Below are 15,587 nucleotides of genomic sequence, written 5' to 3'. Positions count from 1 at the left end.
GGCCGGTAGCCGGAAGGGCGTGCCCGGCACCGTGCGGTGCCGGACACGCCCCTCGGGTTGAGCCCCGTTCCCTAGCGTTGCAGGGTCAGCACACCCGGCCGCCACGGCAGCAGGTTGTAGTCGCCGCCCGCGTTGGGGTTCTTGCCCTGGTACAGGAGCTGGAGGTTGCAGGCGTCGACGGTCTTGGTCTGGTCGGGGTTGGTGCGGACCAGGTCACCGTGGCTGATGTCGTTGGTCCACGTCGCGCCGCTGTTGGCCTTGCCCGCGAAGGGGTTGCTCTCGCTTGTCGCGTTCGGGGTCCACGAGCCGCCCAGGCTGCTGGACGTGAAGGAGCGGAAGTAGCGCTGCCCCTGGCTCCCGATCGCCTCGACGAGCATGAGGTACTGGTTCTGGCCGGCCACCTTGTAGACCTCGACGCCCTCGAACAGGTTGTTCGTCGAGTCGCTCATGACCGTCGTGTAGCTGGAGCCGAAGCTGCCCGGGAAGTTCCCGAGCGGCATGCTCGACCGGTAGATCTTGCCGTTGTCCCCGGCGAAGAAGAGGTACATGTTCTGGTCGTCGCCGATGAGGGTCTGGTCGATCACGCCGTACGGTGCGTCGGGGAGGCTGGCGGTGGAGAGCGTCTGCGCCGAGGACCAGCCGTTGGCGTTCGTCGGGTCGCTCGACGTCTTGTAGCTGAACGAGGTCGGTCCCCACTGGTATGCCAGCACCCAGATGTTCTTCGGGGCGAAGTAGATCAGCGTGGGCGCCACGGTGCCCTGGCTCATCCCGGTCTGTCCGGCCGAGGCCATGTCGGACCAGTTGGTGAACAGGCTGAAGTTCATCGAGCCGTACTGGCCGCTGCTGTTGACGTTCGACGCGTAGACCAGGTGCTTGCCGTTGTAGACGACGTTTGTGAAGTCCTTGACCGAGGCCCAGCCGTTCGCCGGGTTCGCCAGCGCGCCCGTGGAGGACCACCGGTAGGTCGACGGAAGCGCACAGCCGCTCGGCGGCGTCGAGGTCGGGGGCGTCGACGTCGGCGGCGTCGAGGTCGGGGGCGCCGAGGTGGAGCCGTTGAAGTCGGTCCGCCACTGCTGGTTGGTCTGCCCGTGGCAGTCGTAGAGCTGGACCTGCTGCCCGTTTCCGGTGCCCCAGACGTCCAGGCAGCGGCCGGACTGCACGCCGCTGATGGTGCCGTTGGAGTTGATGTTCCACTGCTGGTTCGACTGGCCGTTGCAGTCGTAGATGATGATTCCGGTGCCGTTCGCGGTGCCCGCGCCGTTCGCGTCGAGGCACTTGCTGCCGTAGACCATCAGCTGCTTGCTCGACGTGTACGTCCACTGCTGGTTCGACTGACCGTTGCAGTCGTAGAGCTGGACCCGGGTGGCGTTTGTCTGCGACGAGTTCGGCACGTCGATGCACCGGCCCGACTGCACGCCGACGATCCGGCCGGCGCCACCGGACGGCGGCGGCGTGGTCGGCGTCGCGGTCGGCGTGCTGGTCGGCGTGCTGGTCGGCCCGGGGCCGGCGGCGTTCAGGGCGTTGAGGACCGAGGTGTACGCGGCCTTCTTGTTGCCGCCGCCGTCGAACAGCAGCGGGCTCTCACCCGAGCGCCACGAGTCGCTGTCGCGCACGCCCCAGACGGTGATGCCGATGCAGCGGGGCACGTTCATGCACGCCTGGGTCAGCCCGGCGTACTGGCTGGTGGAGGAGTTGGTGACGTCGGCCTCGGTCAGGGCCACGTCGACGCCGAGGGCGGCGAAGCTGGACAGCGTGGTCTGGAAGTTGCTCGGCAGCGAACTGCCACCGGTGAAGTGGGTCTGCAGGCCCACGCAGTCGATCGGCACGCCCCGGGACTTGAAGTCCTGGATCATCCGGTAGACGCCCTGCGTCTTGCCGTACGACCAGTTCTCGATGTTGTAGTCGTTGTAGCAGAGCTTCACGTTCGGGTCGGCCGCCCGCGCGGTCCGGAACGCCACCTCGATCCAGTCGTTGCCGGTGCCCTGGAGATTGGAGTTACGGCGACTGCCGTCCTCGTTGAACGCCTCGTTCACCACGTCCCACGCGGCGAGCTTGCCCTTGTAGTGGGCCATCACACCGTTGATGTGGTTGATCATCGCGTTACGCAGCGCACTGCCGCTCAGGCGTTGCATCCAGCTCGGCTGCTGGGCGTGCCAGGCCAGGGTGTGCCCGCGGACCTTCAGGCCACGCTGGGTCGCCCAGTTGTAGATCTGGTCGCCGGAGTTGAAGTTGAACTGGTTCTGGTTCGGCTCCGTGGCGTCCGGCTTCATCTCGTTCTCAGCCGTGATCATGTTGAACTCGCGCGCCGCGATGGTGCTGTACGTCGAGTCGTTCAACCTGCTCGCCGCGATGGCGGTGCCGAAGTATCGGCCCGACTGCGCGGCGGCGGCGCCGAGCGTGCTCGCCGCGGCGTTCGCCGACGGCATCATGACCGCGACCGCGGCCACTGTCACGACGCTCACCGCGCCGGCGAGCAGCGCCCGGACAGCGGGCGGTCGCCGCCGCCGGGTCCCGCCAGGTTGAACGGATGGGGTCATTGGCACTGCGGCCTCCTCACTGGCCAACACCCGAGCCGTCTGGGCGGGGACGACTGGACGTCTGGGTTAATGAATTTACGTATGCCGATGCTTTCATCGGGCATCCGTCCGGACAATATGTTTCGGAAAAGTTTCGGTAGTTTCTCGACGATGCGCGTGGTCGGTCACTTCGGTACGGTGACCGACCACGCGCGGCGTTCAGGAGACGGCGCAGGCGGAACCGTTGAGCGTGAAGGCGGTGGGTTTCGGGTTGCTGCCGGTGTGGGTGCCGTTGAAGCCGAAGCTCGTCGACGCCCCCGCCGCGAGCGCCCCGTTGTAGGGCAGGTTCGAGGCGGTCACCGACGTGCCGGCCTGGGTGACGTTCGCCGACCACGCCTGCCCGGCCTTCTGCCCGGTCGAGGGGAAGGTGAACGCGAGCGTCCAGCCGTTGATCGCCGTCGTGCCGGTGTTGGTGACGGTGACGTTCGCGGTGAACCCGGTGTCCCAGGTGTTCGCCGTCCAGGTCACCGCGCAGCCACCGCCGGTCGGCGGTGCCGTGGTGGTGACCGTGACGCCGGACGAGGCCGGCGAGACGTTGCCCGCCGCGTCCACCGCGACCACGGTGAACGTGTACGTGGTGGAGGCGGTCAGGCCGGTCACCGCGAGCGTGGTGCCGGTGGTGGAACCGACCAGGACGGTCCCGCCCCGGTAGACGCGGTAGCCGGTGACCCCGACCGCGTCGGTGGCCGGACCCCAGGTCAGCGTGAGCCCGGTCGACCCGACCGCGGAGGCGGTGGGCGTGCCGGGCGCGGTCGGCGGGGTGGTGTCCGGCGCCGGGGCGACAGGCGTGGTGACGGTCGCCGCCGCCGACGCCGCGGACCGGTTGCCGGCGCCGTCGACCGCGCGCACGGTGAACTGGTACGTCCGCTCGGGCGTCAACCCGGTCACCGCGAGCGTGTTCGTGGTGGCCTGACGCAGCACGAGCGCGTCGCTGCCGGTCTGCGCCTGGGTCACCTCGTAGCCGGCCAGGCCGCTGCCGCCGGTGTCGGTGGAGGCGGCCCAGGTGAGGGTCACGCCGGTCGCCGTGACGGCGGAGGCGACCGGGGTGCCGGGCACACTCGGCGCGGTGGTGTCCGGAGTGGCCGGGCCGGGCTCGTCGCCCCACACCCGCACGCCGCCCGAGTAGAGCGGCACCTTCCGGTTCGGCCCGGCGGTGGCCTGGTACGACGGGTCGTTCGTCGGGTCCCAGGTGCCACCCTCCGGTACGCCGATCTTGAACTGCACCTCCATCCGGTGCTGCGACTGCCCGGCCGGCGCGATGGTGTAGCCGGTGCAGTCCACCTCGACGTACCAGATGTCGCCACTGAGCTGCTTGGCGGTCGACGGCGACGGGCAACCCTGGGTGTAGCCGGGGGTGACGGTCACCGGGCCGGTGCCGTCGGGCCGGAAGTAGTACCGGAACTTTCCAGTGGTCAACGCGCGGGCCGGGAACGCCGACTTGTTGTAGATGATCGCCTTGAGCCCGGTGGCCCGCGGCTCGGCCTGCATCACCGTGGTCTCCACGGTCAACTCGTCCATGTCGGGCGTCTCGGCGGTCGGGAAACCGGCGCGCGGGCTGCCGCCGTACTCGTTCGCCAGCCGGGCCAGCGCGGAGGTGAAGCCGGCGTTGTAGTCGGTGGCCACCTCGTTCATCACGTAGTCGGAGCGGCTGTCGCTGTAGGCGTCGTTCGCCGACGACGGGCCGCCGACGAGCGCGCCGTAGAGCACGTGCCGGGTCTCGGTGGGCACGGTCTGACTGTCCCACCAGGAGCCGTGCGCGGTGCGGTGGTGCGGGTTCTTCGGCGAGTTGTTCCCGAACCCGATCATGTAGCTGGAGTTGCGCGGGTTGTCGCCGAGCGCGTAGTTGACCTGCCGGACCGCGAAGTCGTGGTAGCGGGCCTTACGGGTCGCGTCGGTGGTCTTGTCGCTGTAGACGAGCGCGGCGAACGACGTGTTCGCGGCGTAGCGCAACGCGCCCCAGGAGTCGAGCACCGCCATCCCGCCGGGCGAGTACGGCACCTTCTGCCCGTTGACGCCCACGGTCCAGTAGTCGAGCCACCGGTTCGCGTCGTCGACGTACTTCTGCTTGCCGGTCAGGTTGGCCAGCAGCACGTACGCGCCGAACTGCTTGTTGTCCCAGGCGAGCGTCCACTTGTAGGAGCGGGTGGTGGACTGCGGCTCGGTGCCGAGCTTGTCGTACTCGCTCTCCGCCTTGGTCAGGTAGGCCGCGTCACCGGTGGCCCGGTAGAGCCAGATCGCGCCCCAGACCAGCTCGTCCTGGTAGCCGCTCCACGACTTGTAGAACGACGCCGCGTCGGTGATGCACTCGCTGTACGCCTTCCGCACGGTGTCGGCGAACGTGTAGAGCTGCTTGGCGTGGCCGAGCAGCTTGTCCGCGTAGGCGGCGTCGGTGGGGCGGAACACCATGGATGACGCGGCCATCGCCGCCGCCGTCTCGCCGGCCAGGTCCGCGCCGCCACAGCTCGCATCGATCTTGTACGCGGGACGCGCCATCGGCAGCACCTCGGCCGGGCCCCACCACTTGTGGTCGTCGTCGCCCTTGCCGACCTGGCCGTAGAGGACGTTCGCGGCGGGGTGCGCCTTGACGAAGTAGTCGTTGACGAAGCGCAGGTTGTTGAGCAGGTAACTGAGCTGGCCGGAGGCGACGTAGCCGTCCCGGTACTCGACCGCGCCCCAGGCCAGCATGGTGGTGCTGAACGCCATCGGGAAGCCGAACTTGACGTGGTCGCCGGCGTCGTACCAGCCGCCGGTGAGGTCGAGCCCGGCGTCCGCGCCGTCGGTGAGCGCCGAGTCGCCGCGCCAGGAGACCCGGTTCCAGGAGGGCTTCTTACCGGACTGCTGCGCCTCGTAGAAGAACAGCGACTTCTGCAACGCCTCGGCGTAGTTGAACGTGGCCGCGGCGGCCTGCGCCCCGGCGGCCGGGGCGTTATTGCCGGCGGTGACCGGGGCGGCGGCGGCCGGGAGCGGCACGGCGGCGGCCAGCGCGGCCACCAGCGCGGCGCCGGCGGCGAGCAGCCGGCGGGACGGGCGACCGCGCGGTGGCGGGGTCGGTCGGGGCATGGCGAGCTCCTGTGGAGGATGGGCTGCCGCACGGCGGCGCGATCCGGCGTCGGACGGTGCCGGTCGGGCCGCCGTGCGGCGGTGGTGGTGGGGTGGACCGCAGGAGCGCGGGAGCGCTCCCATGGATGTTTGACAATGTAATCTCGCGGCCGTCAGTTTGGGAAGACGGCCGCCGCGCCAGCACCCCAGGGGGCTCATTTCTCACGTCTTGCCCGGAGTCTTGGCTCCAGCCGCACCCGGCCGATGGTTTCGGGGTCAGGTCCGCCTGCGGCTCGCGATCTCATCAGCGAGCTGCCGCACACGGGCCGGATCCGCGTCCCGCGCAAGGGCGACGTAGTGATCCATGACGGCCGGCCGGTACCGCACGGGCAACGTCTGTCCTGGGGCGAGTCGGGTGAGCTCGGTGATCGTGAGATCTTCGTCTGCGATACCGCGGAACGAGATGCCGTCAGCGGTCTCCACGTCGAACATCAGGACCACGCGAGGGTTGCTGTTCACCTCTCGCCAGTCGACGAGAACGCCGAGCGCAAGCACCCCCGCACGCAGTTCCGCATTGCGTTTCCGCGCATCACCGCTCAGGAGCGGGTTCGGGGCGACGCCCGGGAAGTCGGGCCCGACGCCGAGCGATTCCCGGCTGAGGTCGGGCCTGAGCTGCGCCATCAGATCGTTGAGCTTCTGCCGACCGAACATCCCGACACCCCCTGACACCGGTGCCGGCATCTCGGCCTGGCGCTTCGCCCTGACCGCGATCGTACGTCGCGGACCATTCCTTCCGGGAGGGTCAGCCGCGAGGCTCGGTCCAGGCGGTGAAGCGGCCTTCGAGGTCCGCCGGACACTGCCCGCCGCACTTCCTGGTCGAGCGGTCGATCATGAGGTTGACGGCGGTGTTGATCTTCGTTGATGCCGCCAGCTTCATGATCACCTCGCTGTCCCCGAGCGCGTCCCGAGCACGAACGGGGCCCCCGCACCGGAGGCCCCGTTCGTGTCACCGTCCCCCGCATCGGAGGTCGGTCAGGGTGGCGCCGCATCGGCGCCGGTGTCGGCTCCCCGCCGGGGCCGTCGGCGCGCCGCGCCGTTGCAGCTCGCCAGTGGCCCCGGCCGGGCTACCGTCAGCTTCAACCCGGCCGCTGCGCCGGCAGGCCCGCCGCGGTGTCCCGGCCGGGCCACGCCGGTCGGACGGCTCCCGGCCCTCGGCCGGCCAGCACGCCCACCCGGCCGGCGGGAGCAAGCGGCACGGTCGCGGTCAGCACGCCGCAGTCGCGCTCCAGGGCCGCCGGCCGGTCCAGCCGGCGCAGCGTCCGCAGCATCGGCGTGTTCTCGGCCTGCACGTGCAGCAGCACCGCGGCGTAGCCGGCCCGGTCGGCGTGCCCGACCAGGCGGCGCAACAACGCCGAGCCGAGACCCCGGCGCTGCCAGTCGTCCCGGACCAGCAGCGCCGCCTCGGCCTCGTCACCCTCGCCGAGCAGGTTGGCCATCGCCACGACCGGCTCCGCTGCCCCGCCGGAGCCCGCCGTGACGAGCAGGGTCACCCCACGGGCCGGCTCCAGCAGCCGGCGCAGCCGGGCCGGCGACGGTTCCGCCGCCCCGCTCAGGTAACGCCGCTGCCGGCTCCGCTCGGAGCAGCCGGCGTGCAGCTCGCGTACGGCCGGCACGTCGTCGGCGATGGCCGTACGCACCGACACCTCGGCGCCGTCGGGCAGCACCAGGACGACCCGGTCGGTGTCCCGCCGGCCCACCGTCGCCGCCAGCTCGACCAGGGCCTGCGCCCGGGCGTACTCGGCCGGGGTGAAGCTCGGCTCCCGGCGGCGCAGCTCGTAGGAGCCGCCCGCCGGGTCGGTGAGCAGCATCGTGGTGCCGCCCACGCCGCCGGGCGCACCGACCGGAATCGGACGCCAGGTCACCGCGTCGGCGCCGAGCAGCGTCCGCAGCGTCGCGCCGGCCGCCTCCGGGTCCCGCACCAGCCGGCCGGCCAGCCCGAGCGCCCGGGTCGGCTCGTCGGCCAGCCCGCGCGCCTCGCTGCGCGCCACCCAGCAGTTCCGCCCCCGGCCCCGCTCCACCGCGGCCCGCAGGTCCGCCTCGGTCACCGGCTCGGGCGCGTCGACCAGGAAGTCGTCGACCGCACCGACCTCGGTGGTGTGCACCTGCACGGTGAGGATGTTGACCCCGCGCAACGCGAGGCTCGCCGTGAGCACCGACAGGTAGCCCGGCCGGTCGTCCACGGTGGCTCGGATCCGCCACAGCGCCATCGTTGTCTCCCTTCCTCACCGACGACCATGCCGGTCGCCTGTTGCGCGCCCGTTGCCCCCGGGTGACGCTCCGCCCCGCCTCAGGTGATGGTGGTCACGGGCGGCGCGCCCACCAGGTCCAGCCGGTCGCCGAGGATCACCGCGCTGGCCCGGACGAGCTGGGCGAGCCGGTCCACCTCGGTGGAGTGGAACCCGGCCGCCGAGAGCGGTTCGCTGTGGTCGCGGGAGACCACGAGCACCAGGCCGGCCCGGCCGAACGGCGCCACCGCGTAGTGGTGCCGCTGGGGGCTGGTCATGGCGCGGGCCCGCAACGGGGTCACCTCGGGCAGCCGGGGCGGCGTGGGAGCGCGCCAGCTCGCGTGCCCGACCGTGGCCGAACCGGCCCCGCCGCTGCGCGACGCCCAGTCCAGCGGGACGACCGCGGCCACCGCCCAGTCCGCGGCGAGCAGCCCCGGCACCGCGTCGACGAGCGTGGCCACCCCGTCGGTCGGGTTCGCCGCCACCTGGGCGAGCAGCTCCGCGTCCTGGCCGGTGGTGGTCGGCGCGCCGATCGCCCGCCACACCCCGTCCACCCGGACACCGGGGATCGCGGCCAGCCCGGCGAGCAGCCGCTCCACCCGCGCCGCGCCCGGCCACACCACGGTGAAGTCGTCGACCGCCCGCCCGCCGAGCCGCTCCAGCACCACCACCTGCACGATGTCGGCGCCGGAGACGCCGAGTGTCCGGGCCACCTGGCCGAGCGTGCCCGGTCGGTCCGGCAGGGTCACCCGAACTCGCAGCAGCATGTCTGATCCCTCCGCTCGGCGGGCCGGCGGCGGCCGGCAGGCTGGGGCCCAGCCTGCCGGCTGACCATTTCGACCCCGTTGCGGCGGCATGTCCCGCCGGGAAAATCCGACCTTGACAACAAAGCTGAGCTGCCATCAACTATCCGGATGACCGATCCGGCCGCCGACGCCGCCCGGCCACCGACCGGTCCGACGCCACCCGGGCTCGACCTCGACCGGCTCGCCGCCCACCTGGCCGCACACCGGCCGGACCTGACCGGACCGCTGTCCGCGCGGCTGATCGCCGGTGGCAGGTCCAACCTGACCTACCTGCTGCGGGTCGGCGACCGCGAGGTGGTGCTGCGCCGCCCCCCGCTCGGGCACGTGCTGGCCACCGCGCACGACATGGCCCGGGAACACCTGGTGATCTCGGCGCTGGCCCCGACCGGGGTGCCGGTTCCCGAGGCGCTCCTGCTCTGCCCGGACGACAGCGTGATCGGCGCGCCGTTCTACCTGATGGCCAGGGTCGACGGCGAGGTCTACCGGCGGCGCGAGCAGACCGACGCGCTCACCGCCGGGCAGCGGCGTGACCTGGCCATGGCGATGATGGACACGCTCGCCACGCTGCACCGGGTGGATCCGGCCGAGGTCGGGCTCGCCGACTTCGGCCGGCCGGAGGGCTACCTGGCCCGGCAGGTCCGCCGCTGGGCCGGCCAGCTCGACCGCTCCCGCAGCCGCCCGCTGCCCGGCATCGACGAGCTGCGCGACGCGCTGGCCGGCAGCGTGCCGGAGGGCGCGAACGCCGGCCGGATCGTGCACGGCGACTACCGGCTGGACAATCTGCTCGCCACCGTCGACCCGGTGGCGGTACGGGCCGTGCTCGACTGGGAGATGGCCACGCTCGGTGACCCGCTGGCCGACCTCGGCCTCCTGCTCACCTACTGGCAGGTGCTCGGCGACAGCGACCACGCCGAGGGCAACCCGGTCGCCGACGGCATCGGTCCCCGGGCCGGCTTCCCGACCGGGGCCGAGCTGATCGACCGCTACGCCGGCCGCAGCGACGTCGACGTCGGCCCGCTGCACTGGCACGTGGCGCTCGGTTGCTTCAAGCTGGCGGTGATCTGCGAGGGCATCCACTACCGCCACACCCTCGGGCAGACCCTGGGTGAGGGCTTCGACCGGATCGGCGAGATGGTGGCGCCGCTCGTCGCGCACGGTCTGCACGAGGTGCGGGAGAAATAGATGGAGTTCGCGTACGACGACCGGACGGTCGAGCTGCGGCAGCGGCTGGAGGCGTTCCTCACCGAGTGCGTCTACCCGGCCGAGCCGCTGCACCACGAGCAGGTGGCCGCCGCCGGGGACCCGTGGGCCCGTCCGCCGGTGCTGGCCGAGCTGACCGCCGAGGCCCGGGCGCGCGGGCTGTGGAACCTGTTCCTGCCGGACGCGCGCTACGGCGCCGGCCTGACCAACCTCCAGTACGCGCCGCTTGCCGAGCTGACCGGCCGCAGCCCGCACCTGGCCCCGGAGGCGCTCAACTGCGCCGCGCCGGACACCGGCAACATGGAGCTGCTCGCCGAGTTCGGCTCCGACGCGCAGCGGGAGCGCTGGCTGGCGCCGCTGTTGGCCGGGGACATCCGCTCCGCGTTCTGCATGACCGAGCCGGAGGTCGCCTCCTCCGACGCGACGAACATCGCCACCCGGATCGTCCGCGACGGCGACCACTACGTCGTCAACGGCCGCAAGTGGTGGTCATCCGGGGCGATGGACCCGCGCTGCGAGATCCTCATCGTGATGGGCAAGACCGACCCGGACGCCGACCGGCACCGCCAACAGAGCATGATCCTGGTCCCCCGGGACACGCCGGGCGTGACGGTACGACGCGGAATGACGGTCTTCGGCTACTCCGACGCGCCGCACGGCGGGCACGCCGAGATCGACTTCGTCGACGTCCGGGTGCCGGTGGAGAACCTGGTCGGCGCCGAGGGCACCGGCTTCGCCATCGCCCAGGCCCGACTCGGGCCCGGCCGGATCCACCACTGCATGCGGCTGGTCGGCATGGCCGAACGGGCCCTGGAGCTGCTCTGCCGGCGCGCCCTCGACCGGGTCGCGTTCGGTCGCCCCCTCGCCGAGCAGGGCGTGGTGCGGGAGTGGATCGCCGAGTCCCGGGTCCGCATCGAGCAGGCCCGGCTGCTGGCGCTCAAGACCGCCTGGCTGATGGACACGGTCGGCAACAAGGGCGCGCACACCGAGATCCAGGCCATCAAGATCGCCACCCCGGCGATGGCCGAGTGGGTGATCGACAAGGCGATCCAGGCGCACGGCGGAGCCGGCGTCAGCCAGGACACTCCGCTCGCCGCGCTCTGGGCCCAGGCCCGCACGCTGCGCCTCGCCGACGGCCCGGACGAGGTACACCGCGCCTCCCTGGCCCGCCGCGAACTGCGCCGCTGGTCCTGACCCGCCCGGCGCGGGTCAGGCGGAGGCGCGGTGGATGAGTTCGGTGTCCAGCAGGACATGCGGCGAGGGCACGTCCTCGCCGCGGATGCGGGCGACAAGCATGCGGGCCAACTGCCGGCCCATCTCCTCCACCGGCTGGAACACGGTGGTCAGCGGCGGATCGGCCTGCCGGGCGACCGGGGCGTCGTCGAACCCGATCACCGCGACGTCCTCCGGCACCCGGCGACCGGCCTCGCGGAGCGCGCGCAACGCGCCGAAGGCCATCAGGTCGGAGGCGACGAAGACGGCGTCCAGATCCGGGCAGGTGTCAAGCAGCCGGCGCATGGCGGCGGTGCCGCTGCCCTCGCTGAAGTCCCCGTACGCGATCAGGCCCGCCTCGACCGCGCTCCCGGCCGCCCGCACCGCCTCCCGGTAGCCGGAGAGCCGGGCCAGGCCGGCGCCCATGTCCTGCGGGCCGGCGATGGTGGCGACCCGCCGCCGCCCCTGGGTGAACAGGTGCTCCACCGCCTGCCGGGCGCCACCGACGTTGTCGACGTCGACGAACCACGCCGGCTGGGCGTTCGGGTGCAGCATCCGGGCCGGGCGGCCACCGAGCACGGCCGGCAGGCCGCGCTCCTCCAGCAGCGTGGGCAGCGGGTCGGCGTCGTGCAGGGAGAGCAGGAGCACGCCGTCCACGTGCTGGTTGGTCAGGTGGTGCTCGACCCGCTCCCGCTCGATCGGCGACTGCACCATGGCCAGCCAGAGCTGCATCGGCGTCTCCAGCAGCCCGGAACTGACGCCCCGGACGATCGCCGCGAAGAACGGCTCGGTGAAGACCCGCTCCCCCGACTCGGAGACGACCAGGGCGACCGAGTCGGTCCGCTGGGTGACGAGCGCCCGGGCGGCCCGGTTGGGCACGTACCCCAGCTCGGCGATGGCCTGCTGGACGGCGGCCCGGGCTTCCGGACTGACCTGTGGCGAGCCGTTGACCACGCGGGAGACAGTGCCGCGCCCGACGCCGGCACGCGCCGCGACCGCGTCGAGGGTCGGGCGCCCGAGCGAGCGGGTGCGCTGCGTTGTCATCGTCTGTGCTCCTCCGACGGTCGGGCGGGCCCGGCACCGGTTGAGGCCTCCGGCGCCGGGCCGCCCGTTACTGGCTGGCCCAGTTTATTGTGCGGCCAGGCCGTTACGTCGGATCACGTCGGCGTACCACCTGGCACTGGACTTCGCGATCCGGGCCTGGTTGTCGTAGTCGACATAGACCATGCCGAACCGCTTCGTGTAGCCCCAGGCCCACTCGAAATTGTCCATCAGCGACCAGGCGAAGTAACCCTTCAGCGGCACCCCGGCCTCGATCGCGGCGTGCGACGCGCGCAGGTGCGCGGCGAAGTAGGCCAGCCGGTCCGGGTCGTCGACCCGACCGTCGACGAGCGTGTCGACGAACGCCGAGCCGTTCTCGGTGACGTAGAGCGGCAGGTCGGTGTATTCCCGGTGGACCCGCTCCAGCGTCTCCAGCAGGCCCGGGGCGTCGATCTCCCAGTCCATGTCGGTGACCGGCACGCCCCGGGTGACGAACCGGACAGCCTCGCTGCCCGGCCAGCAGGACGATGCCCGCCAGTAGGGCTCCGGCTCCGTGCCCTCGACCGGGGCGGCGACCACGTGCCGGCTGTAGTAGTTGACCCCGACCATGTCCAGCGGGGTGGAGATGGTCGCCAGGTCACCGTCGCGGACGTGCCCGAGGTCGGTGACGCCGCGCAGGTCGGCGATCAGGTCGGCCGGGTACGCGCCACGCAGCACCGGGTCGAGGAAGAAGCGGTTGGCAAGCGCGTCGATGCGGCGGGCCGCGTCGGCGTCCGCCGCCGAGTCGCTGGCCGGGGTGACCGGGTAGAGGTTCACCGTGATGCCGAGCTCCGCCTCCGGGCGGGACGCCCGCACCGCCTGCACGGCCAGTCCGTGCCCGAGCATCAGGTGGTGCCCGGCCCGGACCGCGTCCGCGCCGTCTCGACGGCCCGGCGCGTGCACGCCGGAGCCGTAGCCGAGAAACGCCGAGCACCAGGGCTCGTTGAGCGTGGTGAAGTATTTCACCCGGTCGCCGAGGGCGTCGGCGACAAGCGCCGAGTATTCGGCGAACCGGCCGGCGGTGTCCCGGGCCGGCCAGCCGCCGGCGTCCTCAAGCGGCTGGGGCAGGTCCCAGTGGTAGAGCGTCACCCAGGGCTCGATGCCGTGGCCGAGCAGCTCGTCGACCAGGCGGTGGTAGAAGTCCATCCCCTCCTGGTTGACCGCGCCGGCGCCGCCCGGCTGCACCCGGGGCCAGGAGACGGAGAAGCGGTAGGACCGCAGCCCCAGGTCGGCCATCAGCCGCACGTCGTCCGACATCCGGTGGTAGTGGTCGCAGGCCACGTCGCCGGTGTGCCCGGCCACCGTCCGACCCTCGGTGTGGCTGAAGGTGTCCCAGATCGACGGCGTACGGCCACCCTCCGCCGCGGCGCCCTCGATCTGGTACGCGGCGGTGGCCGCGCCCCAGAGGAAGCCGGGCGGGAAGGTCAGGGCCGGGCCCTCGTCGAGAACGCCGACGGCGGGCGGGCTGGCTGGGTTGCTCACGACTTGACGGCGCCTTCCATGATGCCGCCGATGATCTGGCGGCCGAACAGAACGAACACGACGAACAGGGGCAGGGTCGCGATCAACGTACCGGCGAAGATCTGCGAGTTGTCGGCGAAGTAGGCGGTGTTGAGGCTCCGCAGCGAGATCTGGACGGTGGGGTTGGACGGGTCGGCCAGCACCACGAACGGCCAGAAGAACTGGTTCCACTGCTCCATGAAGGTGAGCAGGCCGAGCACCGCGGCGGCGGGACGCAGCGCGGGCATCACCACGTGCCAGTACACCTTCCAGGTGGAGCAGCCGTCCACCCGGGCGGCCTCGATCAGCTCGTTCGGGACCGCCTGCTCGGCGTACTGGCGCATCATGAAGATCCCGAAGCCGCCGATGAGGAACGGCACGGTCACCGACGGCATGGTGTTCAGCCATTCGAGCTTCGCCATCAGGATGTAGAGCGGGAGCACACCGAGCTGGATCGGCACCATCATCGAGGCGAGGATGATCAGCAGCAGCGCGTTCTTGCCCCGGAAGCGGAGCTTGGCGAACGCGAAGCCGGCGAGCGAGCCGAAGAAGACCGTGGCGATGGTGATCGTCCCGGAGACCAGGAACGAGTTCATCAGGCCCTTGACGATGTTGGCGTCGCCGTTCGACAGCACCCGCTCGATGTTCTCGCCGAGCTTGCCGCCGGGCAGGAACGGCGGCGGCCAGGAGTTGGCCGCGTCGTTCGTCCGCGAGGCGATCACGATCATCCAGTAGAACGGGAACAGCGACAGGAGCACGCCGAGGACCAGCCCGAACCAGGTGAGCGGGCTGGCCTTCCAGAGCCGCTCGGCCTGGTGGGTGGCCTTGGCCGGCGCGGTCGGCCGGCTGGGCGGACGGAGCGTGGTGGTCGTCATCTCGTCACCTTCACTTGTCGGAGCTGATGCGTCGGGCCAGTAGGTAGTTGACCGTCGACATCAGCGCGATGAGCACGAAGAGCACGAGCGCGACCGCACCGGCGTAACCCCACCGGAAGCGTTGGTTCATCACGTCGAGCAGGTACATCGTGATGGTCTGGAACTGTCCCTCGGAGCCGCCGGAGAGGGCGCCGGCGCCGCTTGTGAACATGAGCGGCTCGGTGAAGAGCTGGAGCCCGCCGATGGTCGAGATGATCAGCGTGAAGATGATCGTGGGACGCAGCTGCGGGACGGTGATCGACCAGAACTGACGTCGCCGGGAGGCTCCGTCAAGCGCCGCGGCCTCGTACATGTCCTTGCTGATCGACTGCATGGCGGCCAGGTAGATGAGCGCGTTGTAGCCGACCCAGCGCCAGTCGACCATGGTGGAGATGGCGAACCAGGAGGCGAAGCGGTTCGCCCGCCAGTCGATCGGATCCAGGCCGATGCTGTCCAGCACCCAGTTGACCAGGCCGAATTCCTTCGCGTAGATCATCGAGAAGATCAGCGCGACCACCGCGGTCGAGGTGATGATCGGCATGGCGATGGCCATCCGGAAGAAGGTCTGCGCCCGCAGCCTCCGGTTCAGCGCGTTCGCCAGCATCAGCGCCAGCATCAACTGCGGCACCGTGGAGAGCACGAAGATGCCGAAGGTGTTCACCACCGCGTTCCAGAACTGCGGGTCCTCGGTGATCAGTTCGACGAAGTTGTCCATCCCGACGAAGGAGATCGTCGGGTTCAGCGGCGACCGGTCGGTCAGCGCGATCCAGACCGTGTACGCGATCGGATACGCGCTGAACACCGCGAAGATCACGAAGAACGGCAGGACGTACAGGTAGGGCGAGTACTTCAGGTCCAGCTTGTTTGCCGACGTGGCGCGACGGTGCGCGGGGCGGGTGGCGCGCGACGGGCCGGGCTCGGGCGGCGCCGTGGCGTGCAGGTCGAGGCTCATGGGGAGTCCTTCTCCTCGGCCGG

Annotated in this window: 12 protein-coding genes; 2 read left to right on the top strand and 10 right to left on the bottom strand. The window is 71.3% G+C overall.

The genetic code is table 11. The features are described from left to right. Positions 1 to 71: 71 nt before the first annotated feature. The 6 genes from SM450_RS12245 to SM450_RS12220 form a co-directional block, all read right to left on the bottom strand. Positions 72 to 2,543, bottom strand: coding sequence for a non-reducing end alpha-L-arabinofuranosidase family hydrolase (locus SM450_RS12245; RefSeq protein WP_474619840.1), 2,472 nt, complete (start codon positions 2,541 to 2,543; stop codon positions 72 to 74). Between the two features lie 192 nt (positions 2,544 to 2,735). Continuing rightward, the gene (locus SM450_RS12240) at positions 2,736 to 5,636 is read right to left on the bottom strand and encodes a glycoside hydrolase family 9 protein (RefSeq protein ID WP_474619839.1); all 2,901 of its coding nucleotides are present in this window, start codon (positions 5,634 to 5,636) and stop codon (positions 2,736 to 2,738) included. A gap of 255 nt (positions 5,637 to 5,891) precedes the next feature. After that, the gene (locus SM450_RS12235; protein WP_474619838.1) at positions 5,892 to 6,326 is read right to left on the bottom strand and encodes a hypothetical protein; all 435 of its coding nucleotides are present in this window, start codon (positions 6,324 to 6,326) and stop codon (positions 5,892 to 5,894) included. 91 nt (positions 6,327 to 6,417) lie between these two features. Then, entirely contained in the window at positions 6,418 to 6,558 is a 141-nt protein-coding gene (locus SM450_RS12230; RefSeq protein ID WP_474619837.1) for a hypothetical protein, read from the bottom strand. Positions 6,559 to 6,751: 193 nt separating this feature from the next. Next, complete coding sequence (locus SM450_RS12225) at positions 6,752 to 7,882, bottom strand: GNAT family N-acetyltransferase (protein WP_474619836.1); 1,131 nt, start codon at positions 7,880 to 7,882, stop codon at positions 6,752 to 6,754. Positions 7,883 to 7,962: 80 nt separating this feature from the next. Next, complete coding sequence (locus SM450_RS12220) at positions 7,963 to 8,667, bottom strand: ACT domain-containing protein (protein WP_282287762.1); 705 nt, start codon at positions 8,665 to 8,667, stop codon at positions 7,963 to 7,965. 147 nt (positions 8,668 to 8,814) lie between these two features. Here SM450_RS12220 and SM450_RS12215 point away from each other — a divergent pair, with 147 nt between their 5' ends. Then, complete coding sequence (locus SM450_RS12215; RefSeq protein WP_474619835.1) at positions 8,815 to 9,888, top strand: phosphotransferase family protein; 1,074 nt, start codon at positions 8,815 to 8,817, stop codon at positions 9,886 to 9,888. After that, entirely contained in the window at positions 9,889 to 11,100 is a 1,212-nt protein-coding gene (locus tag SM450_RS12210; RefSeq protein ID WP_474619834.1) for an acyl-CoA dehydrogenase family protein, read from the top strand. 15 nt (positions 11,101 to 11,115) lie between these two features. Here the strand turns inward: SM450_RS12210 and SM450_RS12205 are convergent, their stop codons facing one another. The 4 genes from SM450_RS12205 to SM450_RS12190 form a co-directional block, all read right to left on the bottom strand. Beyond that, the gene (locus tag SM450_RS12205; protein ID WP_474619833.1) at positions 11,116 to 12,162 is read right to left on the bottom strand and encodes a LacI family DNA-binding transcriptional regulator; all 1,047 of its coding nucleotides are present in this window, start codon (positions 12,160 to 12,162) and stop codon (positions 11,116 to 11,118) included. 84 nt (positions 12,163 to 12,246) lie between these two features. Next, complete coding sequence (locus tag SM450_RS12200) at positions 12,247 to 13,680, bottom strand: GH1 family beta-glucosidase (protein WP_474619832.1); 1,434 nt, start codon at positions 13,678 to 13,680, stop codon at positions 12,247 to 12,249. After that, positions 13,677 to 14,573: a carbohydrate ABC transporter permease gene (locus SM450_RS12195; protein ID WP_474619831.1), complete on the bottom strand. Its 897-nt coding sequence runs from the start codon at positions 14,571 to 14,573 to the stop codon at positions 13,677 to 13,679. Before SM450_RS12195 ends, SM450_RS12200 begins: the two co-directional genes overlap by 4 nt. A 10-nt stretch (positions 14,574 to 14,583) precedes the next feature. Beyond that, positions 14,584 to 15,564, bottom strand: coding sequence for a carbohydrate ABC transporter permease (locus SM450_RS12190; protein ID WP_474619830.1), 981 nt, complete (start codon positions 15,562 to 15,564; stop codon positions 14,584 to 14,586). Between the last annotated feature and the right edge of the window lie 23 nt (positions 15,565 to 15,587).

Source organism: Micromonospora marincola (assembly GCF_056150385.1).
The sequence above is the reverse complement of the archived record's forward strand: the minus strand, read 5'-3'. Positions and strand labels throughout refer to the sequence as shown.

Coding starts and splice junctions, on each gene's coding strand:
- SM450_RS12240 (WP_474619839.1), bottom strand. CDS start 5,636: ATGCCCCGACCGACCCCGCCACCGCGCGGTCGCCCGTCCCGCCGGCTG.
- SM450_RS12235 (WP_474619838.1), bottom strand. CDS start 6,326: ATGTTCGGTCGGCAGAAGCTCAACGATCTGATGGCGCAGCTCAGGCCC.
- SM450_RS12225 (WP_474619836.1), bottom strand. CDS start 7,882: ATGGCGCTGTGGCGGATCCGAGCCACCGTGGACGACCGGCCGGGCTAC.
- SM450_RS12220 (WP_282287762.1), bottom strand. CDS start 8,667: ATGCTGCTGCGAGTTCGGGTGACCCTGCCGGACCGACCGGGCACGCTC.
- SM450_RS12215 (WP_474619835.1), top strand. CDS start 8,815: ATGACCGATCCGGCCGCCGACGCCGCCCGGCCACCGACCGGTCCGACG.
- SM450_RS12210 (WP_474619834.1), top strand. CDS start 9,889: ATGGAGTTCGCGTACGACGACCGGACGGTCGAGCTGCGGCAGCGGCTG.
- SM450_RS12205 (WP_474619833.1), bottom strand. CDS start 12,162: ATGACAACGCAGCGCACCCGCTCGCTCGGGCGCCCGACCCTCGACGCG.
- SM450_RS12195 (WP_474619831.1), bottom strand. CDS start 14,573: ATGACGACCACCACGCTCCGTCCGCCCAGCCGGCCGACCGCGCCGGCC.
- SM450_RS12190 (WP_474619830.1), bottom strand. CDS start 15,564: ATGAGCCTCGACCTGCACGCCACGGCGCCGCCCGAGCCCGGCCCGTCG.